This is a genomic window from Paraburkholderia bengalensis (assembly GCF_037126505.1).
In the GTDB taxonomy this organism is placed as follows: domain Bacteria; phylum Pseudomonadota; class Gammaproteobacteria; order Burkholderiales; family Burkholderiaceae; genus Paraburkholderia; species Paraburkholderia bengalensis.
Map to the genome: position 1 here is coordinate 24,217 of NZ_JACFYJ010000012.1, position 25,177 is coordinate 49,393.

Below are 25,177 nucleotides of genomic sequence, written 5' to 3' on the forward strand. Positions count from 1 at the left end.
GAACATGGACTTGACCCAAGTTACCTCATCCTCGCGCGCGAAGCCGCGCGCCGATACGGCGACGCATTCCGCCCCGTATTTGCCCGGCGATTCGACGCTGCTGGACGACCGCCCGTTTCTGAAGCGCCTTGGCCTGTTCGACTGGCTATTCGCGCTGGCAATGGTCGCGGGCGCGGGATTCGCGTTGTCGCGCTATCACGAGTACATGAATTACTACGACAAGCTGGTGCTGGTGTGCTCGGTGCCTGCTTTCGTCGTGCTCGGCTGGCGCTGGAAGCCGGCGCGTCTGTTGATGGCGAGCATCGCCGTGCTGGCGCTGTTCTCGATCCAGATCTACGGCGGCGACCTGACCCGCGCCGATCACGCGTTCTTCCTCAAGTATTTCCTGTCGAGCCAGTCGGCCATCCTGTGGATGAGCGCGCTGTTCGTGCTGGCCACGCTGTTCTACTGGATCGGCATGCTGACGGGCTCGGCGACGGGCGCCGCGATCGGCTCCAGGATGACGTGGGTCGCCGTGCTGATGGGCTTCGTCGGGCTGATGGTGCGTTGGTACGAGTCGTATCTGATCGGCTCGGACGTCGGCCATATTCCTATTTCGAACCTGTACGAAGTGTTCGTGCTGTTCAGTTTGATCACAGCGCTGTTTTACCTGTACTACGAGCAGCACTACAACACGCGCTCGCTTGGTGCGTTCGTGCTGCTGGTGATCAGTGCCGCCGTCGGCTTCCTGATGTGGTATTCGATCGCGCGCGACGCGCAGCAGATCCAGCCGCTCGTGCCCGCGCTGCAAAGCTGGTGGATGAAGATTCACGTGCCTGCGAACTTCATCGGCTATGGCAGCTTTGCGCTGTCGGCGATGGTCGGCGTGTCTTACCTGATGAAGGAGCGCGGCGTGCTCGCCGACCGTCTGCCGACGCTCGACGTGCTCGACGACGTCATGTACAAGTCAATCGCCGTCGGTTTCGCGTTCTTCACGATCGCGACGATTCTCGGCGCGCTGTGGGCCGCCGAAGCCTGGGGCGGCTACTGGAGCTGGGACCCGAAGGAGACTTGGGCGCTGATCGTCTGGCTGAACTACGCGGCGTGGCTGCACATGCGTCTGATGAAAGGGCTGCGCGGCGCCGTCGCTGCGTGGTGGGCGCTGACGGGGCTGCTGGTGACGACCTTCGCGTTCCTCGGCGTCAACATGTTCCTGTCGGGGCTGCATAGTTACGGCAAGCTGTAAGCGCTGCCGCGCCGGATAGCTGCAACCCGCCGCAAAACCGCCGCGTGCACTGCACCGGCGGTTTTTTTATGTCGACGTGGAAGATTTAAGCATGGCTTGTGTTAACAGAACGGTGACCGCGAAGCGCGAGTCGAAAGGACAGTGATCGGGCCAGAATGCCCAGCAAGGAGTTTCAGCATGTTGACCAAGCGAAGCGAGCGCAGCCAACTTTACGGCGACGATATCGCGCGCAGCGAAATCACGCCGCAGCACGTGTTCGAGAACCGGCGGCGCATCCTGCAGGCGGCGGGCGGGGTGGCGCTCGGCGGGCTGATGGGCGTGTACGGCGAAGCGTTCGCGGAATTTTCGTCGCCCGACCCGAAGGCGCAGAAGCTCGGCGCGAAAACCAATCCGAAGTTCGTCGTTACCGACAAGGTCACGCCGTTCAAGGACATCACCACCTACAACAACTTCTACGAGTTCGGCACCGACAAGAGTGATCCCGCGCACAACGCGGGAACGCTGCGGCCGCGTCCGTGGAAGGTGAGCGTGGAAGGCGAGGTGAAGAACGCAAAGGTCTACGACATCGACGAGCTGCTGAAGCTCGCGCCGCTGGAAGAGCGCGTGTACCGGATGCGCTGCGTCGAGGGCTGGTCGATGGTGATTCCGTGGATCGGCATTCCGTTGTCGGAACTCATCAAGCGCGCGCAGCCCACGGCGAACGCGAAGTACGTGCAGTTCATCACACTCGCCGATCCGTCGCAGATGCCGGGTCTGTCGGCGCCGATTCTCGAATGGCCGTATTCCGAGGGCCTGCGGATGGACGAAGCGATGAATCCGCTCACGCTGCTGACGATGGGTGTCTACGGACAGGTGCTGCCGAACCAGAACGGCGCGCCCGTGCGTATCGTCGTGCCGTGGAAGTACGGGTTCAAGAGCGCGAAGTCGCTGGTCAAGATCCGCTTTGTCGACAAGCAGCCGCCGACCAGCTGGAACACCTACGCGCCGACCGAATACGGCTTTTATTCGAACGTGAACCCGAACGTCGACCATCCGCGCTGGAGCCAGGCGACCGAGCGGCGCATCGGTGAGGACGGCTTTTTCACGCCCAAGCGCAAGACGCTGATGTACAACGGCTACGGCGATCTCGTCGCGTCGATGTATCAGGGCATGGACCTGAAAAAGAACTTCTGATGACGACGCGCATGGCATCCGACACCACACGAAGCGCGAATCCCGGCAGCGGCGCGCGCATGGCCACGCCTGCTCCGAAGGCTGCCGTTTCTTCGCGCACGAAGGCGGCGGGGAGCCGCTGGATCGTGCCCGCGAAGGCCGCTGTTTTCGTCGCGGCGCTGTATCCGCTTGCGCGCATCGTGCTGTTCGGCTTCACGGACCGGCTGGGCGCGAATCCCATCGAGTTCATCACCCGTTCGACGGGACTGTGGACGCTCGTCTTCCTCTGCATCACGCTCGCGGTGACGCCGCTGCGCAAGCTGACGGGCTGGAACGCGCTGCTGCGCTTTCGGCGGATGCTCGGCCTGTATGCGTTTTTCTACGGCGCGCTGCATTTCACGACGTACTTCTGGTTCGACAAGTGGTTCGATATCGCCGAGATCGTGAAGGACATCGGCAAGCGGCCGTTCATCACCGTCGGCTTCGCGGCCTTCGTGCTGCTGATACCGCTCGCCGTCACGTCGCCGAAAGCGATGGTGCGCAAGCTCGGCCGGCGCTGGCAGACGTTGCATCGCGCGATCTACCCCATCGCAGCGCTCGCGATCCTGCATTTCTGGTGGATGAAGGCGGGCAAGCACGACCTGATCTTGCCGAAGATCTACGGCGCGATCGTAATCGTGCTGCTCGGGTGGCGCGCGCTCATCTGGGTACGGGACACGCTCAGGCAACGTTCGCGAGCCTGATCACACACTAGCGCGAGGTGGGCAACAAAAAAAGGCGATGCGTCGTGAGCGCATCGCCTTTTGTTGTGAGCGTGGAACGAAAGCGCTTCAGCTTCGATCCGGCAAAACCGATTCGCCCGCGAACAGATCTTTGATCTCTTCGCGCTTGCGCACGACATAGGCCTTGTCGCCGTCGACCATTACTTCGGCGGCGCGCGTGCGCGTGTTGTAGTTCGAGCTCATCACGAAACCGTACGCACCCGCCGAGCGCAGCGCGAGCAGATCGCCCGGTTCGATCGCGAGTTCGCGCTCGCGGCCCAGCCAGTCGCCGCTTTCACACACGGGACCGACGACGTCGTACACATGCTTGCCGCCGTCGCGTTGCACGACGGGCTCGATCGCGTGATAAGCCTCGTACATCGCGGGGCGCGCGAGATCGTTCATCGCTGCGTCGACGATCGCGAAGTTCTTTTCGGCCCCCGGCTTCAGGAACTCGACGCGCGTGAGCAGGATGCCTGCATTGCCGACCAGCGAGCGGCCCGGCTCGAAATAGACTTCGCGATGACCGTGGCCGCGCGCCTCGATCCGGTCGAGCAGCGTGCGCACGAAGTCGCCGATATCAGGCGGCGTTTCGTCGTCGTACGTGATGCCAAGGCCACCGCCCACGTCGATATGCCTGATCGTCACGCCGTCCGCCTCGATCTGGGCGACGAGTTCGAGCAGCTTGTCGACGGCGTCCAGGTACGGCGCGACTTCCGTGATCTGCGAACCGATGTGGCAGTCGATGCCGACCACGTCGAGGTTCGTCATTGCGGCGGCGGCGCGATACGTGGCGCGCGCGTCGTCGAACGCGACGCCGAACTTGTTCGACTTGAGGCCCGTCGAGATGTACGGATGCGTCTTCGCGTCGACGTCGGGATTCACGCGCAGCGACACGGGCGCTTTTTTGCCCATCTCGCCCGCAACGGCATTCAGGCGGTCGAGTTCGGGAATCGACTCGACGTTGAAGCACTTCACACCCGCTGCCAGCGCTTCGCGCATTTCCGCGACGCTCTTGCCGACGCCCGAAAATACGGTGTTTTCCGCTTTGCCGCCCGCCGCAAGCACGCGCGCGAGCTCCCCGCCCGACACGATGTCGAAGCCCGCGCCCATGCGCGCGAACAGGTTGAGCACGGCGAGATTGCTGTTCGCCTTGACGGCGACATGAACCGTCGCGCGCCGGCCGGCGCAGGCGTCAGCGTAAGCGTGCCACGCTTGCGTCAGGGCGGCGCGCGAATAGACGTAGAGCGGCGTGCCGAATTCTTCGGCAAGCGAAACGGCGGACACGCCTTCGGCGTGCAGCACGCCGTCGACGTAGGCAAAAGCGGAGTGAGTCATGCGGCAGTCTTATTGAGCTTCGGATGCGCCGGTCGCGGGTTGCGCGGGCGCATTCGAATTCGGCGCAGTGCGCAATTCGGTATCGGGCGACAGGGACAACGGCGCGCCCGACGTATCCGGAATGGAACCTTCGGCCGTATCGGCGTTGGATTTCGCCTGGTCGGACGAGGTCGGCTGGGTCTGCGCAGTGGGTTTGGCCGGAAGAGGCGGAACGGTCGGCAGATAGAGCGAACCGCGTTGTCCGCAGCCGCTCAACGCGACACCTGCGACAATAGCCAGAGCCGCTACAATCGCGCGGGGGAATCCGCGGGGCGCTGACACATCATTGGCAGCAGCGCTCATCCGGAAAACGACTCGCATGACTGTCCCTGAATAATTAATCGCTGGAGTTTAGCATGTCCGACAGTGAATACCTGAGCCGCGCCGAGGCTGTGCTCGCCGCCATCGAGCGCTCGCTCGACGATACCGATGCCGACATCGAGTTCGAACGCAGCGGCAACGTCTTGACGCTCGAATTCGAGAACGGCACGAAGATCATCGTGAACCTGCAGCCCCCGATGCAGGAAATCTGGATCGCCGCGAAGTCGGGCGGATATCACTTCCGTTTCGTCGACGGCGAATGGCGCGACACGCGCAACGGCAGCGAGTTTTACGCGGCGCTGTCCGAATACGCGACGCAGCAGGCGGGAGAACCGGTGCAGTTCGCGCCGTAAGCCCACCGGAAAGACACGCTTCAGGCGGGCCGCGCAAAAACAAAAAGCCGCCGCGTTCTTCACGCGGCGGCTTTGTTTTGCAGGCCGTTCGGCGAGCCTAGTGGCTTCTGAACAGGTTCATGATGTTCTCTTTCTCCTGCGCGCCGACTTGCGCGGGCGCCGCGCTCGCCGCATCGCTTGCTTCAGCCGGCGGCCATGTCACGCCGACCGCATTGACGAAGCCGTTGCCCGGCGTGAAATCGTCGAAGTACAACTCGTCGCTGATCGACACGACGTCTTCCGGCATCGGCATCTTGTACTCGGGCGCCCCTTTTAGCGCGCGTCCCATGTATTCGATCCACACGGGCAGCGCGAGCCCGCCGCCCGTTTCCTTGTCGCCGAGGCTGCGCGGATTGTCGTAACCCATCCACGCGATTGCGCACAGCGTGTGCTGATAGCCGGCGAACCACGCGTCGCGCGAGTCGTTGGTGGTGCCCGTCTTGCCCGCCAGGTCGGTGCGCTTGAGCGAGTTCGACTTGGCGCCCGTGCCGCGCTGCGCAACGCTTGTCAGCAGGCTGTTCATCACGTACGCGTTGCGCGGTGCGATCGCGTGCGGCGCGTTGCCGCCAGCGACGAGCGGTTCGGCGCGCGAGACGACCATGCCGCGCTGATCGGTGACTTCGGCGATCAGATACGGATTCACACGATAGCCGCCGTTCGCGAACACCGAATATCCCGCCGCCATCTGCAGCGGCGTGACGAGGCCGGCGCCAAGCGCCATCGGCAGGTAAGCGGGATGGCGGTCGGCGTCGAAGCCGAAGCGCGTGATGTACTGCTGCGCGTACTTCGTGCCGATGTGATTGAGGATGCGGATCGACACGAGGTTCTTCGACTTCTGCAGCGCGGTGCGCATCGTCATCGGACCGTCGAAGCCGCCGCCATAGTTTTTCGGCTCCCACGCCTGGCCGCCCGTTTCCGCCGCGCTGAAGAAGAGCGGCGCGTCGTTGATGACGGTTGCGGGGCCGAGACCCTTTTCGAGCGACGCCGAGTAGATGAACGGCTTGAAGCTCGAACCCGGCTGACGCCAGGCCTGCGTCACGTGATTGAACTTGTTCTTGTTGAAGTCGAAGCCGCCGACGAGCGCCCGAATCGCTCCGTCCTGCGGCACGACGGAAACGAACGCGCCTTCGATCTGCGGCAGTTGCGTGATCGACCAGTTGCCTTCGTCGCCCTTCACGATGCGGATGACGGCGCCCGGCCGCACGCGCTGGTTCGGCTGGGCGCGCGCGCTCAGCGCAAACGACGCGTAGCGCAGCCCATCGCCCTGAATGGTCACGACGTTGCCGTCGATAAGCGTTGCCTGCACCTGCTTCGGACTCGCCGACGTCACCACGGCCGCGATGATCTCGCCGTTGTCGGGATGTTCGAGCAACGCGTCGTCGATGGCCTGTTCGCGGTCGTCGGCACTGGCAGGCAAATCGATGAATGCTTCCGGCCCGCGATACCCATGACGCCGCTCGTAGTCCATCAAGCCCTTGCGCAGCGCGCGATAGGCGGCGTCCTGATCGGCGGAATCAATGGTCGTGACGACGTTCAGGCCGCGCGTATAGGCTTCTTCGCGATATTGCGCGTACATCATCTGGCGCACCATTTCCGCGACGTATTCCGCGTGCACGCTGAACTCCTTGCCCGCGCCCTTGACGACCAGCGGCTGCCGGCTTGCCGATTCGTACTGATCCTGCGAGATGTAGCCGAGTTCCAGCATGCGCTGAAGAATGTACTCCTGACGCACCTTGGCGCGCTTCGGATTTACCACGGGGTTGTACGCGGATGGCGCCTTGGGCAGGCCCGCCAGCATCGCGCACTCGGCTAGCGACAGGTCCTTCAGATCTTTGCCGAAGTACACCCGCGCGGCGCTCGCGAAACCGTACGCGCGCTGGCCGAGATAGATCTGATTCATGTACACCTCGAGAATCTGATCTTTGCTCAGCTTCGACTCGATCTTGTACGCGAGCAGCATCTCGTAGATCTTGCGCGTGTAGGTCTTTTCGCTGGAAAGGAAGAAGTTGCGCGCGACCTGCATCGTGATCGTGCTTGCGCCCTGCGTGGCATGGCCGTTCGTCAGCGCGACCACGCCGGCCCGGACGATGCCCGTCAGGTCGACACCGCCGTGATCGTAGAAGCGCGCGTCTTCGATCGCGAGCACGGCTTTTTTCAGGTTGTCGGGCACGTCGCGCATGTGCACGATGTCGCGCCGCTCCTCGCCGAATTCGCCGATCAGCACGTGATCGGCGGTGTAGATGCGCAGCGGCACCTTCGGACGGTAGTCGGTAAGGGCGTCGAGCGAAGGCAGGTTCGGCGTCGCGACGACCAGCGCGTAACCCAGCACGAGCACCACGCAGACGATGCCGGCAACGATCAGACCGAAAAATCCCAGGATGATCGTGAGCCACAGGGGACGCTTGCGCTTCTGCGGTGCTGGAGGCGGAGACGTAGGAGTCGTGGATTGCATATGAACACCAGAAAACGGTCCCGCGATTATAGCCGCCCGACCCGGCAGCTTTCGGCGTGCTTACTGCCGCCGCAACCGCACGACTATGAGAACACTGTAGTTCCTTTGATTGTCGCCCGATAGCGCTTAGCCAGCCATTAGCCATTCGGCCGAGTTTCGCTCGCGTCTCGCGCTGCGCAGAATTCCTTTCATGGCTCGCCTCGTTTTGCACGGCGCGAGCGTCCCGTTTTCGTTGTTCTTCCAGGGGGAAAGGAATGGCATTCAAAAACTCGTTACGAATGGCGCTGCGGCGGCAGGCCGCCGGCATCGATATCGGCGCGCGGGCGGTGCGCATCGTCGTGCTCAGTCGCAGCGCGCGAAAGGCCGGCCACGTGCGCATCGAATGTGTCGCGTCGCAGTTGCTCGCGCCCGGCGCGATGGCGGGCCTGGAGATCGTCGACCGGCAGGCGGTGGCGCGTGCGTTGTCCGAAGCGTTCGGCAACGTGCCCCAGCAATGCATGTCGGCGGCGCTGCGCTGCGCGATGGCGATACCCGGCTCTGCGGCGTTCACGGCGCATGTGCCCGTTCATCACTCGAATGGCGGCCCGCATCGCGCCGACGCATCCGTCGAGCCGGTGGTGATGATGGAGGCGGAGCGGATCACGGGTATCGAACGCCACGCGCTCGCCGTCGACTGGCACGTCGACGATTCGCCGCCGGGCCCCGGTGCCGTGTCGATAGCCGCGACGGCGCGCGAGCATCTGGAGGCGCGCATCGAATGCGCGGCAATGGCGGGCATCACGCTGACCACGGTGGACGTCGAGCCGCACGCGGCCTTGCGCGCGCTGCGTCACGCGGCCGCCTTCGAGCTCGAACTCGACGAGCCGTATGCCGCGATCTGGGTCGGCAGCGACGGCGTGTACGGCTGGCGCCTCGAAGGCGAAACGATCGCGGATGAGATCCGCTATCCGGCGCCGGAGTACGCGTGCGTGGCCGATGCATTTCGCGATCTCGCCGAAAACAATCTGAACGCTTGCGCGCTGGTGGGCGGCGAAATCGATCTGCTCGACGGCGTGTGCTTTTCGCTCGCCGACATCGGCGACGTGCTCGGTTGCCCGGTGCTGCCGTTTGACTGCTCCACACTGAGCGACGGCAACGTCATTGCGCATTCCGAACTGTTGCATGACCCCGCATCCGCAGTCGCGTTCGGACTCGCGCTGAGAGGTATCGCGCAATGACGGCGGTGCGTGGCGTCGCGCGCGGCTTCAACCTGTTGCCGCATCGGCAACGCGACGCGCGGTGTGCGCGCCGGCGGCGCCAGCTCGAATGGATGGGCGCGGCGCTGTGCGGCTGCGTCGCCGTGGCAGTGCTCGCGGGCTGGCAGGCATTCGAGCGAACGCGCCTGGACAGGCAACGAGCCGCGCTCGAACAGCAGCTCGCCGCGCTGGCGTTGCCTCTCGCAGAACACGCGCGGCTCGCGGGCGAAGCCAGCAGCGAGCGCAAGCGCAACGAGCGCGCCGAGGTGCTTGCCGGGCCGCTCGCGCACCTGCTCGATCTGCTCGATGCATTGAGCCGCGAGTCGTCCGACGCGATCGTCGTCAGGCAATTGCGACATCGCGAGCGCGAAACGGAACTGCTCGCCGCGTCGACGGATCACGCGGCTTCGGCGGCGTGGCTGAACCGGCTTGCCGCGTTGCGGGGCGTGCACGACGCAGATCTGAGCAATCTGCATCGCGCGGCGAATGTGGCCGGTTTGTCGTCGGCTATCGACATCACCGCGCATCTGAAGTGGGACGGTCCGCCTGAAAAGCCCAAAGGCGCGCTGTCGGCTCAGTCAAACACCAGAACGAGAGGCAAGAAATGAACATGACCATTGCTGGCCGCTTCGGCATGCCGGCCGCCCGCGCGAGCCGCGCACGCGCATTTGCCGAGCGCCTGCGCGTGCCGCTCGAAGCCTGGAGCGTTCGGCGACGCTGGGTGGTCGCGTCATGCGTGACGATCGCCGTTTTCCTGCTTGGGGCCGACGCGTGGCTTGCCGTCGATGCGAGCGGCGTGCAGGCGAGTCGCGACGCATTGTCGGCGGCACAGCGCCGATTCAGCGAAGCAGAAGCCGCCGTCGCGCGGTTGCCTGCGCTGCGCAATGCCGCGCGCGCGCCGCAGATGCCCGCCAACTGGACCTCGGCCGACGACATCCGCGTGATATCGCAGCTAGCGGCGCGCAACGACGTGACGCTCGCGGGCATCGAGCCCGGAGCCGTCACGGGAAGCGGGTTCGAAACGATGCGGCCGGTGCATGTGACGGCGCAAGCCGACTTCGACCACATCGTCGATTTTTTCGAGGCACTCGCGACGCTCCCCGTGCTCGTCGTGCCTGACGAAGTGACGCTCAAGCGTCAGGGCGCAAGCTTGTCGATGAACGCGACGCTGCGTTCGTTCAGCGCGGTTCATCCGTTGCAGAGCGAAGCGTATGGGCGCTCGCGCGATGACCCAGACGCATTCGATCCCGACGAGGAAGTCGTGTTCTACGATCCGTTCCTGCCGGCCGCGCTCGCGTCGCCGGCGGAAGATGCGCGCGCGCCGGTGCGGCTCGTAGGGCTTCTGGCCGATCGCCTGCGCGGTCTCGCGCTGGTCGAAGCGGACGAGCGCACCGCGACGCTCGAACAAGGACAGGCCTGGGGCGGCGAACAGGTCGCGAAGGTCGATGCTAACGCGCTCACGCTGGCGAGGCGCGACGGCAGCACGCTCGCGCTGACGCTCGCGCAGGGGGATCAATGAAACCGATCGACGCCCTCCGATGGATGCTCGCGGGTGCCGTTTGGGTTGCGCTGTCGGCACACGCATCGCTGCCGCCACTTCCCGCCGACATGCCGTTCGACGACGCGCTTGCGCCCTCCGGCATGCCGCCGCTGCCGCGTGCGATCACGACGGACGTGGCCAATCCGTTTTCGACGGACGACGAGGCGGCCGCGCCATCGCATGACCGCGACATGGCGCCGGAAGCGTCGCAAGCGTCAGCCGCAGCATCCGGTGATGAACCCGACACCACCCGTTCCCCGCACAACGAAGCGCGCAGCGAAGCACGCACGGAGGCCCACGCTGAAGGGCACGCCGAGACGCTCGAAGGGCCGCCCGTCCCGCTCGCGCCCGCCGTGCGCCTGAGCGCGGGCGTGTCGGCCGCGATTCCCGCAGATCGGCCGATCACGCTGCACTTCCAGCGCGCCGAACTGGGTGCCGTGCTCGGCGCGTTCGCGAAGTTCACCGGCCTGAACATCGTCGCCAGCGAGAAGGCGCGCGGTTCCGTCACGCTCCATCTTGACAACGTGCCCTGGCGCGCGGCATTCGACACGCTGCTCGACGTCAACGGCCTCGCGATGGAGCAGCGCGGCAACGTGATCTGGGTCGCACCGCTGTCGGAGCTGGCGGCGCGTGAGCGTCAGCGGTTCGAGACGCACGCGCGCGCGGCCGAACTGGAGCCGCTCGCGAGCCGCACGTTCGAGCTGCACTACGCTCACGCCGACGAGCTGCGCAAGCTGCTGACGGCTTCGGGCAACCAGCGCGTACTGTCCAAACGTGGCGCGGCAATGGCCGACGCGCGCACCAATCTGCTGTTCGTCACTGATCTCGACGCGCGGCTCAGGCAGATTGCGCAGCTGATCGAGTCGCTCGACCGGCCCACGCGCCAGGTGCTGATCGAAGCGCGCATCGTCGAGGCGGAAAAGGGCTTCTCGCGCAATCTCGGCGTCAAACTGTCGATGGCGGCGACGAACGAGGACGGCAAGGGAACGGGCGTGGTCGGCGGCAAGGACGGCGCCATCTTCGATTTGTCGGCGCGGCCGATTGCCGGCTTCGACGCGGCGACGGCCGGGCTCACCCTGTTCGCCGCGCAGGCGACGCGGCTGCTGAACATCGAGTTGAGCGCGCTCGAGACGGAGGGGCACGGCAAGATCGTGTCGAGCCCGCGCGTCGTGACCGCCGACCGGATGAAGGCGATTGTCGAGCAGGGCACGGAACTGCCCTATCAGGCGAAGGTCGGGCAAGGCGTGTCGGGCGTGCAGTTTCGCCGCGCGAGCCTCAAACTGGAGGTCGAGCCGCAGATCACGCCCGACGGACGGGTCGTTCTGGACCTCGATGTCGCAAAAGACAGCGTCGGCGAGCAGACGGCAGCCGGGCCCGCAATCAACACGAAACACGTGCAGACGCGAGTCGAAGTGGAGGACGGCGGGACGGTCTCGATTGGCGGTATCTACGAAGCCGACGACCGCGATGATGTGACGCGCGTGCCGCTCCTGGGCAAAATACCGCTTTTGGGCGCATTTTTTCGACATCGCGCCCGTCGCGACCTGACCAGCGAACTCGTCGTTTTCATTACGCCGAGAGTTGTGCAGACAAATTGACGGGTCGGCGGCAAAGCGCTGCGGGCACGGGCCGCGAGCCCGGCACCGCGCGAGCGCGCCGGCCGGCAGGCTCGACAAGGCAGGCGCTTTGCCAGTAAGCTGCCGCACGAACTACACCGGATTAGCCAGAGGATAAGTTGCAACCGCGGGACGCACACGCCAATGTTTTTTTCGTAGGGCTCATGGGGGCAGGCAAGACCACCGTGGGCCGGGCCGTGGCGCGCCGGCTGGATCGCCCGTTCTTCGACTCGGACCATGAAATCGAGGCGCGCACGGGCGCGCGCATCCCTGTGATCTTCGAACTGGAGGGCGAATCGGGCTTCCGCGACCGCGAGGCGCAGGTGATCGCCGATCTCACAGGGCGCGAAAGCATCGTCCTGGCGACGGGCGGCGGCGCGGTGCTGCGCCCGGAAAATCGCGATGCGCTGCGCCAGCATGGCATCGTCGTCTATCTGCGCGCCAATCCGCACGATCTTTGGCTGCGCACGCGCCGCGACAAGAACCGGCCGCTTCTGCAGACCGAAGACCCGAAAGGGCGCCTCGAAGCGCTGTATGAAATCCGTGATCCGCTGTACCGCGAATGCGCCGATTTCGTCATCGAAACGGGCCGGCCGTCTGTCAACGGGCTCGTCAACATGGTGCTGATGCAGCTCGAGATGGCGGGCGTCGCCAAACCTGCTGCGTCATAATGACGAGATGACTTCCATGATTACCGTCAACGTCGAACTGGGCGAGCGCGCCTATCCCATCCACATCGGCGCCGCTCTGATCGGCAAAACCGAGCTGTTTGCGCCGCATATTCGCGGCGCGTCGGTGACCATCGTCACCAATACGACCGTCGATCCTTTGTACGGCAACGCGCTGCGAGCGGCGCTCGCGCCGCTCGGCAAGGACGTGACCACCGTCGTTCTGCCCGACGGCGAAGCGCACAAGAACTGGGAAACGCTGAATCTGATTTTCGACGCGCTGCTCGGCGCGCGCGCCGATCGCAAGACCACGCTGATCGCGCTCGGCGGCGGCGTAATCGGCGACATGACGGGGTTCGCGGCCGCCTGCTACATGCGCGGCGTGCCGTTCATCCAGGTGCCGACCACGTTGCTGTCGCAGGTCGACTCGTCGGTGGGCGGCAAGACGGGCATCAATCACCCGCTCGGCAAGAACATGATCGGCGCGTTTTACCAGCCGCAAGCGGTAATCGCCGATATCGGCGCGCTGCGCACGCTGCCGTCGCGTGAACTGGCCGCGGGTATCGCAGAAGTCATCAAGACGGGCGCGATTGCCGACGCAGCGTTCTTCGAGTGGATCGAAGCGAACGTCGACGCGCTCAACCGCTGCGAGCCGCAGGCGCTCGCCGAGGCGGTGAAGCGCTCATGCGAGATCAAGGCGTCCGTGGTGGCGGCTGACGAACGCGAAGGCGGTCTGCGCGCCATCCTCAATTTCGGCCACACGTTCGGCCACGCCATCGAAGCAGGACTCGGCTATGGCGAGTGGCTGCACGGCGAAGCGGTGGGCTGCGGGATGGTGATGGCAGCCGATCTTTCCGTGCGTCTCGGCCATCTCGATGAAGCCGCGCGCCAAAGGCTCGTCGCCGTCATCGAGGCCGCGCATCTGCCTGTCAAGGCGCCCGCGCTCGGCGCGTCGCGCTATGTCGACCTGATGCGGGTCGACAAGAAAGCGGAAGCGGGCGAAATCAAGTTCATTCTGCTGAAGCGTTTCGGCGACACACTGATCACCCGCGCGCCCGACGACGCCGTGCGCGCGACGCTCGACGCCGGCGTCGGCGGCTGACGCCGCGCGCCAAGCGGCGGCACGAAGCGGCACGAAGCGGTAAGAGGCAGCAACAGGCGGCGCTTTTGATTCGGAGATATCGGTGAGTGAAATACGCAGCGACAATCTGAGCGAATCAACCAGTGAATCACCCGGTGCGCAAGGCGAGTCCGCGAGGCTGGCGCTGGGCGCCGCGTCGTCGCCCACCATCGCCGCGCTCGAAGCGCATCTCGCACCGTACGCGGCACGCTCGTCACAATCGCGCGGCCGGCGTCATCCCGAAACACCGCCCAGCGCGCGCACCGAATTCCAGCGCGACCGCGACCGCATCGTCCATTCGACTGCGTTCCGGCGGCTCGAATACAAGACGCAGGTCTTCGTCAACCACGAAGGCGATCTGTTCCGAACGCGGCTCACGCACAGTCTCGAAGTGGCGCAGATCGCGCGTTCCGTCGCGCGCAATCTGCGCGTGAACGAAGATCTCGTCGAAGCGATTTCGCTGGCACACGATCTGGGCCATACGCCGTTCGGCCACGCCGGGCAAGATGCCCTCAACGAATGCATGCGTGACTATGGCGGCTTTGAGCACAACCTGCAGAGTCTTGCTGTCGTCGACGATCTAGAAGAGCACTACGGCGCGTTCGACGGCCTCAATCTGTGCTTCGAAACGCGCGAAGGCATCCTCAAGCACTGCTCGCGCGACAACGCGCGGCGACTCGGCGAACTCGGCGAGCGCTTTCTGCAGGGCCGGCAGCCTTCAATCGAAGCGCAGATCGCGAATCTCGCCGATGAGATCGCGTACAACAATCACGACGTCGACGACGGCCTGCGCTCGGGCCTGCTCACCATCGACCAGCTTGCCGAAGTCGCGCTGTGGCGCACGCATTGCGAGGCGGCGCGGCGCGATTATCCGCACATCGAAGGGCGCAGGCTGGTTCACGAGACCGTGCGGCGCATCATCAACACGCTGATCGTCGATCTGATCGAGACGACCACGCGCAATATCGCACGGCATGCGCCCGCGTCGCTCGACGATGTGCGCAGCGCGCCGCAGCTCGTGTCGCACAGCGACGAGATCGCTGCGCAGGCCACCGCGCTCAAGCGCTTTCTGTTCAAGAACCTGTATCGCCACTACCGCGTGATGCGCATGGCGAACAAGGCCCAGCGCGTGATCGCCGGGCTGTTCGACGCCTTCATCGCCGATCCGCGCCTGCTGCCGCCCAACTATCAGACCGACGATGCGTCGAAGCAGCCGCGTTTCATTGCGCATTACATCGCGGGAATGACGGACCGGTATGCGTCGAAGGAGTATCAGCGGCTGTTCGTCGTGGACAACAGCTAAGCGTCAGCGCGCTACGCGTTTCACGCGCGCGCATGCATGGCCGCGGTGACGCGTCGTTGCGCTGACGCAGCGTCCGCAGAACGACGCGCGATGGCCGCGCGCCGCACCGTTTTCGCCGCGAAACGACAGTCCGTCATGACGGATCACGCAATCCGCGGCAGCGTGTCAGCGCCTCAGCGCCTCAGCGCCTCAGCGCCTCAGCGCCTCAGCGCCTCAGCGCGCGCCGCCGCGAGCAATCAATGCACCCGCGATCAGCGCGATGCCGCCAACCACGGCGATCGTCCGCCACGGATTTTCATGCACGAAGTCGTCGGCGCCGTGCAGGGCGGTTTCGGCGCGTTCGCGCATCGCGTCGCGCGTGTCGTTCAGGCGCGAGCGCGCGTCGTCGAGACGTTTTCGCAACTGCGTGCGCAATACCGTTGCGTCGGCCTGCGTGCCGTCGCCGAGCGTATTTTCGAGTTCGTTCATCAGGCTGCGCAGCTCGCTGGCGATGTCTTCCGCCGCGTGCCGGCTGTGGCGCGCAATGCGGCGCGCACGACGCCCCGCCGTCGTCCAGGATTCACCAAGGGCATCTCGCGTGTTAGGTAGTGTAGTCATGGTCGCTCCGTCGATGAGGGTGGTTGTACATCCCCGCAACACAGCGCGGGAGGTATCCTCCGACGCAACTTCGGTGCCCGCCTGGCCGCCTGTGCCGCGACGCCCTCTCAGGTTGAGTGCCGCGCGCGCCGATGCAGCATGCATCCGGCAGAAATTGCATCGGCGGCGCGTGATCCTCAGTCAAACTTACAACGGCCGGCAAGCGTGCGCGGCATAAAAGGTCGCGTGCGACAGGAACGATGTCGCGTTATGTTGGAGACGAGGCGGCGCGCATACAGGTATTGTCGAGGCAGCAAAAGAAACGCCGTCATGCTTTTGCACGAGGGCGTTGTTCAAGCCCGAAAATCTCGACTAACCTGTTGTCTTAGAACCGATAGCCGATGCTCACGTACGTAACGATCGGATTCAGACGAATCTTCGTTTCCGATTGGACATGGACGGGACCGATAGGTGTGTTCGCTTGCGTGTTCAGCTTGGCGGTCGTGCTGAGCGGTAGATAGGAAATCGAGAAGCCCCCGAACCAATGTTCGGTGAACGCGTAGGTGAAGCCGGCATTAAACACGGGCTCCCACGAACTATCCGTCGAGACGGTGGTCGGACCATGCAGTACGGTGTTCTGGAAGGTGCCGTTCGTGATTTTCTCGTCTGTGAACCAGACACGGCTCACACCGATGCCGAGATACGGGCGGAACTTCGCTTGCGCCTGATTGAAGTAGTACTTAAGCAGCAGCGTTGGGCTCCATTGTTTCGCCGAGCCGATCTTGCCGAACTGCTGAAATGCACCCGTGCCCTTCAGGTCGAATTGCGGCGGCACGCCGATGTCGAACTGGGTGGCGATATGGTCGGTGATGAAATAGCCTGCGGTAAAACCGACCGTGTCGCCGTCGCCGGCATCAGCGCCCGTATTGGGCACCGTAATGTTGACAGGTGTACCGTTAACGTTAGTTTCTCTCAATGGCTGACTGCTGGACTGAGGCGCGAGATGGAACCAGCCCGTCGTAACGTAAATACTGCCGGCCGATTGTGCGTGCGCTGTGGTTGTTATGCAGGCGAGCGCCGCGACCCCCAAGGCCTGTTTTAATTTCATTTGTGCTCCTCCAAAAAAGGCCCGCCAATTATGACCACAACGTTTCAAACAAACCATACGCGCCGGCTAGAGCGTTCTGCCTAGGCTTTATGCTGTTCCGGGCAGAGCCCCTTGGCGCGTAAGGCCGCGCCGGCGCAGTTTTTCGGACCTTCGGGTATGTACCAACGCGACTTTGGATAATCCAGCATGGCACGGCTTGCACGTCTTTATGTCCCCGACCAGCCGCAGCATGTGATCCTGCGCGGACTCGACCAGCAGCCCGCATTCGTCGACGACCAGGATTACGAGCTGTTCATCGATTGCCTGAAGGCCGCTTCACGCGATCACCATCTGTCCGTTCACGCGTACGCGTTGATGCCGGGCGCGGTGCAACTGCTTGTCACGCCCACCGACGAATCGAGTCTGCCCAAGGCGATGCAGGCGGTCGGACGGCGCTACGTCGCGCACTTCAATCGCCGTTACTCGCGACGCGGCACCTTGTGGGAAGGCCGTTATCGCGCGACGGTGATCGAAGGTGAGAAATACTTCCTGCTTGCGAGCCGCGTCGTCGAGATGTCGCCGGTGCGCAACCAGCTGGTGGCAGCGCCCGAAGATTACCGATGGTCCAGTTATCGGCATCACATCGGCCTAACCTTAGACAGTCTCATCACCGATCACCGTTTGTACTGGTCGCTCGGCAATACGCCGTTCGAACGCCAGCGTGCATACCGCGAGCTGTGCGAACAGCCACTCGACGAACGCGAAGCCAGCCAGCTTCAGCAAGCCACGTTGAAAGGCTGGGTGCTCGGCAGCGACTCCTACCGCGAATGGGCGGCGCGAGCGGCGAACCGGCGGGTGTCGCCGCTGCCGCGCGGCCGGCCGCGCAAGGTCCGGGAAACGCCGCAAACCCAGTAGATTAAGTCTTTACTATCAAAGACTTGTCGACAGAAGCAGCAAGTGAACGGCATCCGCGTATGCCGTTTTCTTTTGCCCTGTTTTGATATGGAGCCAATTAAAACGCCGCAAAATGCACCAGATTGATAATTAGGGTTCGACCATCACGTTTTGTTTGCTATTCCTTTGATTCGTCGCGTATATTCCGATTTCCGGCGTTCCGATGTGCAACTGCAACATCCCGCATCGCGCATTCAGCGGACGCCCCGCGCGGTTGACCCGCACACCGCGGCAACGAGAAAAATGGTTCAACGGCCCTACGGCCCCTGACAGACGGTGTCCCCATGAACGACCACCAGCAGCCGATTTCCACGGTTCCCGCCGCGCAGGGTCTTTACGACCCGCAAAACGAGCACGACGCATGCGGCGTCGGCTTCGTTGCGCATATCAAGGGCAAGAAAAGCCACGAGATCATCCAGCAAGGCCTGAAGATTCTCGAAAACCTCGACCACCGGGGCGCCGTCGGCGCCGATCCGCTGATGGGCGACGGCGCGGGCATCCTGATCCAGATCCCCGATGCGTTCTACCGCGAGGAAATGGCCAGGCAGGGCGTGACGCTGCCGCCCGCCGGCGAATACGGCGTCGGCATGATTTTCCTGCCGAAGGAACACGCGTCGCGTCTCGCGTGCGAACAGGAGCTGGAGCGCACGGTGAAGGCCGAAGGCCAGGTTGTGCTCGGCTGGCGCGACGTGCCCGTCGACCACACCATGCCCATTTCGCCGACCGTGAAGGCGAGCGAGCCGCTGATCCGCCAGATCTTCATCGGCCGTGGCAAGGACATCATGGTGACGGACGCGCTCGAGCGGAAGCTGTATATCATCCGCAAGACGGCGAGCCATCGCATCCAGGCGCTCAAGCTCAAGCACGGCAAGGAGTATTTCGTGCCGTCGTGCTCGGCGCGCACGGTCGTCTACAAAGGTCTGCTGCTGGCGGGCCAGGTCGGCGTGTATTACCGCGACCTGCAGGACGAGCGCGTCGTGTCGGCGCTCGCGCTCGTGCACCAGCGCTTCTCGACCAACACGTTCCCGGCGTGGGAACTGGCTCACCCGTATCGCATGATCGCCCACAACGGCGAGATCAACACGGTGAAGGGCAACGTCAACTGGCTGAACGCACGCACGGGCGCAATCGCGTCGCACGTGCTCGGCGACGATCTGCCCAAGCTCTGGCCGCTGATCTATCCGGGCCAGTCGGACACGGCATCGTTCGACAACTGTCTCGAACTGCTCGTGATGGCCGGCTACCCGCTCGTCCATGCCGTGATGATGATGATTCCCGAAGCATGGGAACAGCACACGCTGATGGACGAGAACCGCCGCGCGTTCTACGAATACCACGCCGCGATGATGGAGCCGTGGGACGGCCCCGCCGCGATCGCGTTCACCGACGGCCGCCAGATCGGCGCGACGCTCGACCGTAACGGCCTGCGTCCGGCGCGCTACATCATCACCGACGACGACCTCGTCATCATGGCGTCGGAAGCGGGCACGCTGCCCATTCCCGAGTCGAAGATCGTGAAGAAGTGGCGTCTGCAGCCGGGCAAGATGTTCCTGATCGACATGGAACACGGCCGCATCATCGACGACAAGGAACTGAAGGACAACCTGTCGAACGCGAAGCCGTACAAGAGCTGGATCGACGCCGTGCGCATCAAGCTCGACGAAATCGAGCCGAACGCGGAAGACGTCGCGACGGAGCGCCGCGAAGCGGCTGCGCTGCTCGACCGGCAGCAGGCGTTCGGCTATACGCAGGAAGACCTCAAGTTCCTGATGGCGCCGATGGCGCAGGCGGGCGAAGAAGCCGTCGGCTCGATGGGCAACGACTCGCCGCTGGCCGTCATGTCCAACAAGAACAAGACGCTGTACCACTACTTCAAGCAGCTGTTCGCGCAGGTGACGAACCCGCCGATCGACCCGATCCGCGAAAACATGGTGATGTCGCTGGTGTCGTTCGTCGGTCCGAAGCCGAACCTGCTCGACACGAACAACATCAACCCGCCGATGCGTCTGGAAGTGTCGCAGCCGGTGCTCGACTTCAAGGACATCGCGAAGATCCGCGCAATCGATCAGTACACGGGCGGCAAGTTCAGCTCGTACGAACTGAACATCTGCTATCCCGTCGCGTGGGGCAAGGAAGGCATCGAAGCGCGTCTGGCTTCGCTGTGCGCGGAAGCCGTCGATGCCGTGAAGTCCGGTTACAACATGCTGATCGTGTCGGACCGCAAGACGGACCGCGACAATGTCGCGATTCCGGCGCTGCTGGCTACCTCGGCGATCCACTCGCACCTCGTGCAGCAAGGTCTGCGCACGAGCACGGGTCTCGTCGTCGAGACGGGCTCGGCGCGCGAGACGCACCACTTCGCGCTGCTCGCGGGCTTCGGCGCGGAAGCCGTTCACCCGTACCTCGCGATGGAAACGCTCGCGCAGATGGCGGCGGGCATGAAGGGCGACCTGTCGGCGGAAAAGGCCGTCTACAACTTCACGAAGGCAGTCGGCAAGGGCCTGCACAAGGTCATGTCGAAGATGGGCATCTCCACGTACATGTCGTACACGGGCGCGCAGATTTTCGAAGCCGTCGGTCTGGCTGAAGATCTGGTGAACAAGTACTTCAAGGGCACGGCGTCGAAGGTTGGCGGCATTGGCCTCTTCGAAGTGGCGGAAGAAGCGATCCGCCTGCACCGCGACGCGTTCGGCGACAACCCGGTTCTCGCGACCATGCTCGACGCGGGCGGCGAGTACGCATACCGCGTGCGCGGCGAAGACCACATGTGGACGCCGGATGCAATCGCCAAGCTGCAACACTCGGCGCGCAGCAACTCGTATCAGACGTACAAGGAATACGCGCATCTGATCAACGACCAGACGCGCCGTCACATGACGTTCCGTGGCCTGTTCGAGTTCAAGGTCGATCCGTCGAAGGCGATTCCGCTCGACGAAGTCGAACCCGCGAAGGAAATCGTCAAGCGCTTTGCAACGGGCGCGATGTCGCTCGGCTCGATCTCGACGGAAGCGCACGCCACGCTGGCTGTGGCGATGAACCGGATCGGCGGCAAGTCGAACACGGGTGAAGGCGGCGAAGACGAGAACCGCTATCGCAACGAACTGCGCGGCATCCCCATCAAGAACGGCGACACGATGAAGTCGATCCTCGGCGATGAGGTCGTGAGCGACATCCCGCTGAAGGACGGCGATTCGCTGCGCTCGAAGATCAAGCAGGTCGCGTCGGGCCGTTTCGGCGTGACGGCGGAATATCTGGCGTCGGCCGACCAGATCCAGATCAAGATGGCGCAGGGCGCGAAGCCGGGCGAAGGCGGCCAGTTGCCGGGTCACAAGGTGTCCGAGTACATCGGCAAGCTGCGTTACTCGGTGCCGGGCGTCGGCCTCATTTCGCCGCCGCCGCACCACGACATCTATTCGATCGAAGACCTCGCGCAGCTGATCCACGATCTGAAGAACGCGAACTCGTCGGCGAGCATTTCGGTGAAGCTCGTGTCGGAAGTGGGCGTCGGCACGGTCGCGGCAGGTGTCGCGAAGGCGAAGGCGGATCACGTCGTGATCGCGGGCCACGATGGCGGCACGGGCGCCTCGCCACTGTCGTCGGTGAAACACGCCGGTACGCCGTGGGAACTCGGTCTCGCCGAAACGCAGCAGACGCTGGTGCTGAACCAGCTGCGCGGCCGTATCCGCGTGCAGGCCGACGGCCAGATGAAGACGGGCCGCGACGTCGTGATCGGCGCGCTGCTCGGCGCGGACGAGTTCGGCTTCGCGACGGCGCCGCTCGTCGTCGAAGGCTGCATCATGATGCGCAAGTGCCATCTGAACACGTGCCCGGTCGGCGTCGCGACACAAGACCCCGTGCTGCGCGCGAAATTCCAGGGCCAGCCGGAACACGTGGTGAACTTCTTCTTCTTCGTCGCTGAAGAAGTGCGTGAAATCATGGCGCAACTGGGCATTCGCAAGTTCGACGACCTGATCGGCCACAGCGAATACCTCGACATGAAGAAGGGCATCGAGCACTGGAAGGCGAAGGGTCTCGACTTCACGCGCGTGTTCTATCAACCGAACGTTCCCGCGAGCGTCGCGCGTCTGCACGTCGAATCGCAGGATCACGGCCTCGACCGCGCGCTCGATCACACGCTGATCGAGAAGGCGAAGGCGGCGATCGAGAAGGGCGAGCACGTGTCGTTCATCCAGCCGGTGCGCAACGTGAACCGTACGGTCGGCGCGATGCTGTCGGGCGCGATCGCGAAGAAGTACGGCCACGACGGTCTGCCTGACGACGCCATCCACATCCAGCTGAAGGGCACGGCGGGTCAGAGCTTCGGCGCGTTCCTCGCGAAGGGCATCACGCTCGATCTCGTCGGCGACGGCAACGACTACGTCGGCAAGGGCCTGTCGGGCGCCGCATCATCATCCGTCCCACGAATGACTTCCGCGGCAAGTCCGAAGAAAACATCATCTGCGGCAACACGGTGATGTACGGCGCGATCGAAGGCGAATCGTTCTTCCGCGGCGTCGCGGGCGAGCGCTTCTGCGTGCGTAACTCGGGCGCGACGGCGGTTGTCGAAGGCACGGGCGACCACGGCTGCGAATACATGACGGGCGGCACGGTCGTCGTGCTCGGCGAGACGGGCCGCAACTTCGCGGCGGGCATGTCGGGCGGCGTCGCGTATGTGTACGACGTCGACGGTTCGTTCGCGGCGAAGTGCAACAAGTCGATGGTCGCCCTCGAGCCGGTGCTGCAACAGGCCGAACAGGAACGCACGGTCGACAAGGCGCTGTGGCACGCGGGCGAAACCGACGAAGCGCTGCTCAAGGGGCTCATCGAACGTCACTTCCAGTTCACGGGTTCGCCACGCGCGAAGGCGCTGCTCGAAAACTGGGATGCGTCGCGCCGTCAGTTCGTGAAGGTGTTCCCGACGGAATACAAGCGCGCGCTGGGCGAAATGGGCGCGAAGAAGGCTGCCAAGGAAGTGCTCGCAGCCTGATCGTTCCCCGGCCAATCCACTGACGACATAAGAAGCGCACCCGCCGCGGCGATGAAAGTCGCATGCGGCGGGCGCCGATCCCCTCACCGATTCAGATAGACATAGAGAACCACATGGGCAAGGCAACCGGTTTTCTCGAGTTCGAGCGCCGCCACGAGGCGTACGAAGCACCTCTCACGCGCGTCAAGCACTACAAGGAATTCGTCTCGGCGCTGACCGACGACGAAGCGAAGATCCAGGGCGCGCGTTGCATGGACTGCGGCATTCCGTTCTGCAACAACGGCTGCCCGGTGAACAACATCATCCCGGACTTCAACGATCTGGTGTTCCGCCAGGATTGGCAGAACGCGATCGAAGTCCTGCATTCGACCAACAACTTCCCTGAGTTCACGGGCCGCATCTGCCCGGCGCCGTGCGAAGCGGCGTGCACGCTGGGCATCAACGACGACCCCGTCGGCATCAAGTCGATCGAGCACGCGATCATCGACAAGGCGTGGGCGGAAGGCTGGGTCGCGCCGCTGCCGCCGAAGCACAAGACGGGCAAGAAAGTGGCCGTCGTCGGATCGGGCCCGGCGGGTCTCGCCGCCGCGCAACAACTGGCGCGCGCTGGCCACGACGTGACCGTGTTCGAGAAGAATGATCGCATCGGCGGGCTGCTGCGTTACGGCATTCCCGACTTCAAGCTGGAGAAGTGGCTGATCGACCGCCGCATGCGCCAGATGGAAGCGGAAGGCGTGAGCTTCCGTCCGAACGTGTTCGTCGGCAAGGACGCGATTCCGTCGCACATCGGCAATACCGCGAAGGAAACCATCACGCCGGAAGAACTGAAGGAACAGTTCGACGCCGTGATCCTGACGGGCGGCTCCGAAACGCCGCGCGATCTGCCCGTGCCTGGCCGCGAGCTGGCGGGCATCCATTACGCGATGGAATTCCTGCCGCAGCAGAACAAGGTCAACGCGGGCGACAAGGTTGCCGACCAGCTGCTCGCGAAGGGCAAGCATGTGGTCGTGATCGGCGGCGGCGATACGGGCTCGGACTGCGTGGGCACGTCGAACCGTCACGGCGCGAAGGGCGTCACGCAGTTCGAACTGCTGCCGCAGCCGCCCGAAGAGGAAAACAAGCCGCTCGTGTGGCCGTATTGGCCCGTGAAGCTGCGCACGTCGTCGTCGCACGAGGAAGGCTGCGAGCGCGACTGGGCCGTGGCGACCAAGCGCTTCGAAGGCAAGAACGGCAAGGTCGAGAAACTGATTGCGGCGCGCGTCGAATGGAAGGACGGCAAGATGGTCGAAGTGCCGGGCTCCGAATTCGAAATGAAGGCCGATCTCGTGCTGCTCGCGATGGGTTTCACGCAGCCGGTTTCGCCCGTGCTCGAGGCGTTCGGCGTCGACAAGGATGCGCGCGGCAACGTGCGTGCTTCGACGGAAGGCGAGAAGGCGTACTACACGTCCGTCGACAAGGTGTTCACGGCGGGCGACATGCGGCGCGGGCAATCGCTGGTGGTGTGGGCGATTCGCGAAGGGCGTCAGTGCGCGCGCTCCGTCGATGCGTATCTGATGGGGCATTCGGATTTGCCGCGCTGAGTCTCATAGCTGGACGATGCCGCCAGGCATCGTTGCTCCTTTTAGCAGGAGGAAGTGGAGACAGGCGCGGACGCATCAGACGTCACCGCACGGCAGTAGAAGCAGGACAAAAACCGGGCGCTCGCAAGAGCGACCCGGTTTTTTCTTGGCATCGGGCGATAATGTGCCATGAGCGGGAACGCGAACGGAGACGAACAATGCAACGCACCGATCCGCAGCCTGATCCAGACGACGCAGGGCAAGCTTTCGACAGCGCCTCTGCGACGGGCAACACGCACGAGCAACACGACTATCAGCGCTGCTTCATCGCCCTCGTCCCCGACGCGGCCACGCGCGACGCGCTGTCCGCCATCGACGTTCCCTCCACCGCGCGCCGCGTGCCTTACGAGCAACTGCATCTGACGGTGACGTTCATCGGCATGTTGCCGTATGCGAAAAGCGCGCCCCTCGTCGACGCATTGACGCGCGACACCGTACCGCTCAAACCCACGTCCGTGACGAAGATCGAGCACTGGCCGCGCGCATCGCACCCGCGCCTCACGGTCGCCGCGCTGGCCATGTCCGAAGAGTTCGTTGCACTCGACTGGCGCGTGCGTTCGTCGATGATCGCACTCGGCCTGCCCGTCGACGCGCGCACGTTTCGCCCCCACGTGACGCTCGCACGCTATCGGCATGAGGCCGCGGCTGTCGGTCCCGCGGCCGAGCTGCACACCGAACTGATCGCGCGTTTCGAATCGCTGACGCTGTATTCGAGCACGCTGGCGCGCAACGGCGCGCGCTACCGGTCGCTCGCCAGCGTGCCCGTCGTCTGCGACTGACGCTGCGAGCGAT

At 64.1% G+C, this 25,177-nt stretch carries 19 protein-coding genes and 1 pseudogene; 15 read left to right on the forward strand and 5 right to left on the reverse strand.

The window, feature by feature from the left end; all coding sequences use genetic code 11:
• The first annotated feature begins 4 nt into the window (after positions 1-4).
• The 3 genes from ccsB (at position 5) to msrQ (ending at position 3,120) form a co-directional block, all read left to right on the forward strand.
• Complete coding sequence (gene ccsB / locus H3V53_RS10230) at positions 5-1,225, forward strand: c-type cytochrome biogenesis protein CcsB (RefSeq protein ID WP_336597829.1); 1,221 nt, start codon at positions 5-7, stop codon at positions 1,223-1,225.
• A gap of 177 nt (positions 1,226-1,402) precedes the next feature.
• Complete coding sequence (gene msrP, locus H3V53_RS10235) at positions 1,403-2,398, forward strand: protein-methionine-sulfoxide reductase catalytic subunit MsrP (RefSeq protein WP_336597830.1); 996 nt, start codon at positions 1,403-1,405, stop codon at positions 2,396-2,398.
• A gap of 11 nt (positions 2,399-2,409) precedes the next feature.
• Complete coding sequence (gene msrQ, locus H3V53_RS10240) at positions 2,410-3,120, forward strand: protein-methionine-sulfoxide reductase heme-binding subunit MsrQ (RefSeq protein ID WP_419539470.1); 711 nt, start codon at positions 2,410-2,412, stop codon at positions 3,118-3,120.
• An 87-nt stretch (positions 3,121-3,207) separates the two neighbouring features.
• On the opposite strand, the gene lysA is transcribed toward msrQ, so the two are convergent.
• Both lysA and lptM read right to left on the reverse strand, forming a co-directional pair.
• On the reverse strand, positions 3,208-4,476 hold the full coding sequence (lysA, locus tag H3V53_RS10245) for a diaminopimelate decarboxylase (RefSeq protein ID WP_336597832.1): 1,269 nt from the start codon (positions 4,474-4,476) through the stop codon (positions 3,208-3,210).
• Between the two features lie 9 nt (positions 4,477-4,485).
• Positions 4,486-4,836, reverse strand: coding sequence for an LPS translocon maturation chaperone LptM (gene lptM, locus H3V53_RS10250; protein ID WP_336597833.1), 351 nt, complete (start codon positions 4,834-4,836; stop codon positions 4,486-4,488).
• 35 nt (positions 4,837-4,871) lie between these two features.
• Here lptM and cyaY point away from each other — a divergent pair, with 35 nt between their 5' ends.
• Positions 4,872-5,189 (forward strand): iron donor protein CyaY, encoded by a 318-nt coding sequence (cyaY, locus tag H3V53_RS10255; protein ID WP_054918540.1) that lies wholly within the window; start codon positions 4,872-4,874, stop codon positions 5,187-5,189.
• Positions 5,190-5,286: 97 nt separating this feature from the next.
• On the opposite strand, the gene H3V53_RS10260 is transcribed toward cyaY, so the two are convergent.
• On the reverse strand, positions 5,287-7,680 hold the full coding sequence (locus H3V53_RS10260; protein ID WP_336597834.1) for a penicillin-binding protein 1A: 2,394 nt from the start codon (positions 7,678-7,680) through the stop codon (positions 5,287-5,289).
• A 254-nt stretch (positions 7,681-7,934) separates the two neighbouring features.
• Here H3V53_RS10260 and pilM point away from each other — a divergent pair, with 254 nt between their 5' ends.
• The 7 genes from pilM (at position 7,935) to H3V53_RS10295 (ending at position 15,162) form a co-directional block, all read left to right on the forward strand.
• Positions 7,935-8,897: a type IV pilus biogenesis protein PilM gene (pilM, locus tag H3V53_RS10265; RefSeq protein ID WP_336597835.1), complete on the forward strand. Its 963-nt coding sequence runs from the start codon at positions 7,935-7,937 to the stop codon at positions 8,895-8,897.
• The gene (locus H3V53_RS10270; RefSeq protein WP_336597836.1) at positions 8,894-9,523 is read left to right on the forward strand and encodes a fimbrial assembly protein; all 630 of its coding nucleotides are present in this window, start codon (positions 8,894-8,896) and stop codon (positions 9,521-9,523) included. The genes pilM and H3V53_RS10270 overlap by 4 nt, the downstream gene beginning before the upstream one ends.
• Positions 9,520-10,434, forward strand: coding sequence for a type 4a pilus biogenesis protein PilO (gene pilO, locus H3V53_RS10275; RefSeq protein WP_336597837.1), 915 nt, complete (start codon positions 9,520-9,522; stop codon positions 10,432-10,434). The genes H3V53_RS10270 and pilO overlap by 4 nt, the downstream gene beginning before the upstream one ends.
• A complete protein-coding gene (locus tag H3V53_RS10280; RefSeq protein ID WP_336597838.1) occupies positions 10,431-12,053 on the forward strand; it encodes a type IV pilus secretin PilQ in 1,623 nt (540 codons plus the stop codon). The genes pilO and H3V53_RS10280 overlap by 4 nt, the downstream gene beginning before the upstream one ends.
• Before the next feature lie 137 nt (positions 12,054-12,190).
• On the forward strand, positions 12,191-12,742 hold the full coding sequence (locus tag H3V53_RS10285; RefSeq protein ID WP_336597839.1) for a shikimate kinase: 552 nt from the start codon (positions 12,191-12,193) through the stop codon (positions 12,740-12,742).
• Positions 12,743-12,758: 16 nt separating this feature from the next.
• Positions 12,759-13,841 carry a 3-dehydroquinate synthase gene (aroB, locus tag H3V53_RS10290; protein ID WP_336597840.1) on the forward strand — a complete coding sequence of 361 codons (1,083 nt, stop codon included), beginning with the start codon at positions 12,759-12,761 and terminating at the stop codon, positions 13,839-13,841.
• 82 nt (positions 13,842-13,923) lie between these two features.
• Positions 13,924-15,162: a deoxyguanosinetriphosphate triphosphohydrolase gene (locus H3V53_RS10295; protein WP_336597841.1), complete on the forward strand. Its 1,239-nt coding sequence runs from the start codon at positions 13,924-13,926 to the stop codon at positions 15,160-15,162.
• A gap of 213 nt (positions 15,163-15,375) precedes the next feature.
• Here the strand turns inward: H3V53_RS10295 and H3V53_RS10300 are convergent, their stop codons facing one another.
• Entirely contained in the window at positions 15,376-15,759 is a 384-nt protein-coding gene (locus tag H3V53_RS10300; protein WP_336597842.1) for an ElaB/YgaM/YqjD family protein, read from the reverse strand.
• Between the two features lie 364 nt (positions 15,760-16,123).
• Positions 16,124-16,846 (reverse strand): OmpW family outer membrane protein, encoded by a 723-nt coding sequence (locus tag H3V53_RS10305; RefSeq protein WP_054918565.1) that lies wholly within the window; start codon positions 16,844-16,846, stop codon positions 16,124-16,126.
• A gap of 186 nt (positions 16,847-17,032) precedes the next feature.
• Between H3V53_RS10305 and H3V53_RS10310 the strand changes: the two genes are divergently transcribed.
• The 4 genes and pseudogenes from H3V53_RS10310 (at position 17,033) to thpR (ending at position 25,164) form a co-directional block, all read left to right on the forward strand.
• Entirely contained in the window at positions 17,033-17,740 is a 708-nt protein-coding gene (locus H3V53_RS10310; RefSeq protein ID WP_336597843.1) for a transposase, read from the forward strand.
• A 323-nt stretch (positions 17,741-18,063) separates the two neighbouring features.
• Positions 18,064-22,766 (forward strand): annotated as a pseudogene (locus H3V53_RS10315) (glutamate synthase-related protein).
• Between the two features lie 113 nt (positions 22,767-22,879).
• Positions 22,880-24,346, forward strand: coding sequence for a glutamate synthase small subunit (locus H3V53_RS10320; protein WP_054918571.1), 1,467 nt, complete (start codon positions 22,880-22,882; stop codon positions 24,344-24,346).
• A gap of 197 nt (positions 24,347-24,543) precedes the next feature.
• Positions 24,544-25,164: an RNA 2',3'-cyclic phosphodiesterase gene (gene thpR, locus H3V53_RS10325; RefSeq protein ID WP_336597844.1), complete on the forward strand. Its 621-nt coding sequence runs from the start codon at positions 24,544-24,546 to the stop codon at positions 25,162-25,164.
• Positions 25,165-25,177: the final 13 nt, after the last annotated feature.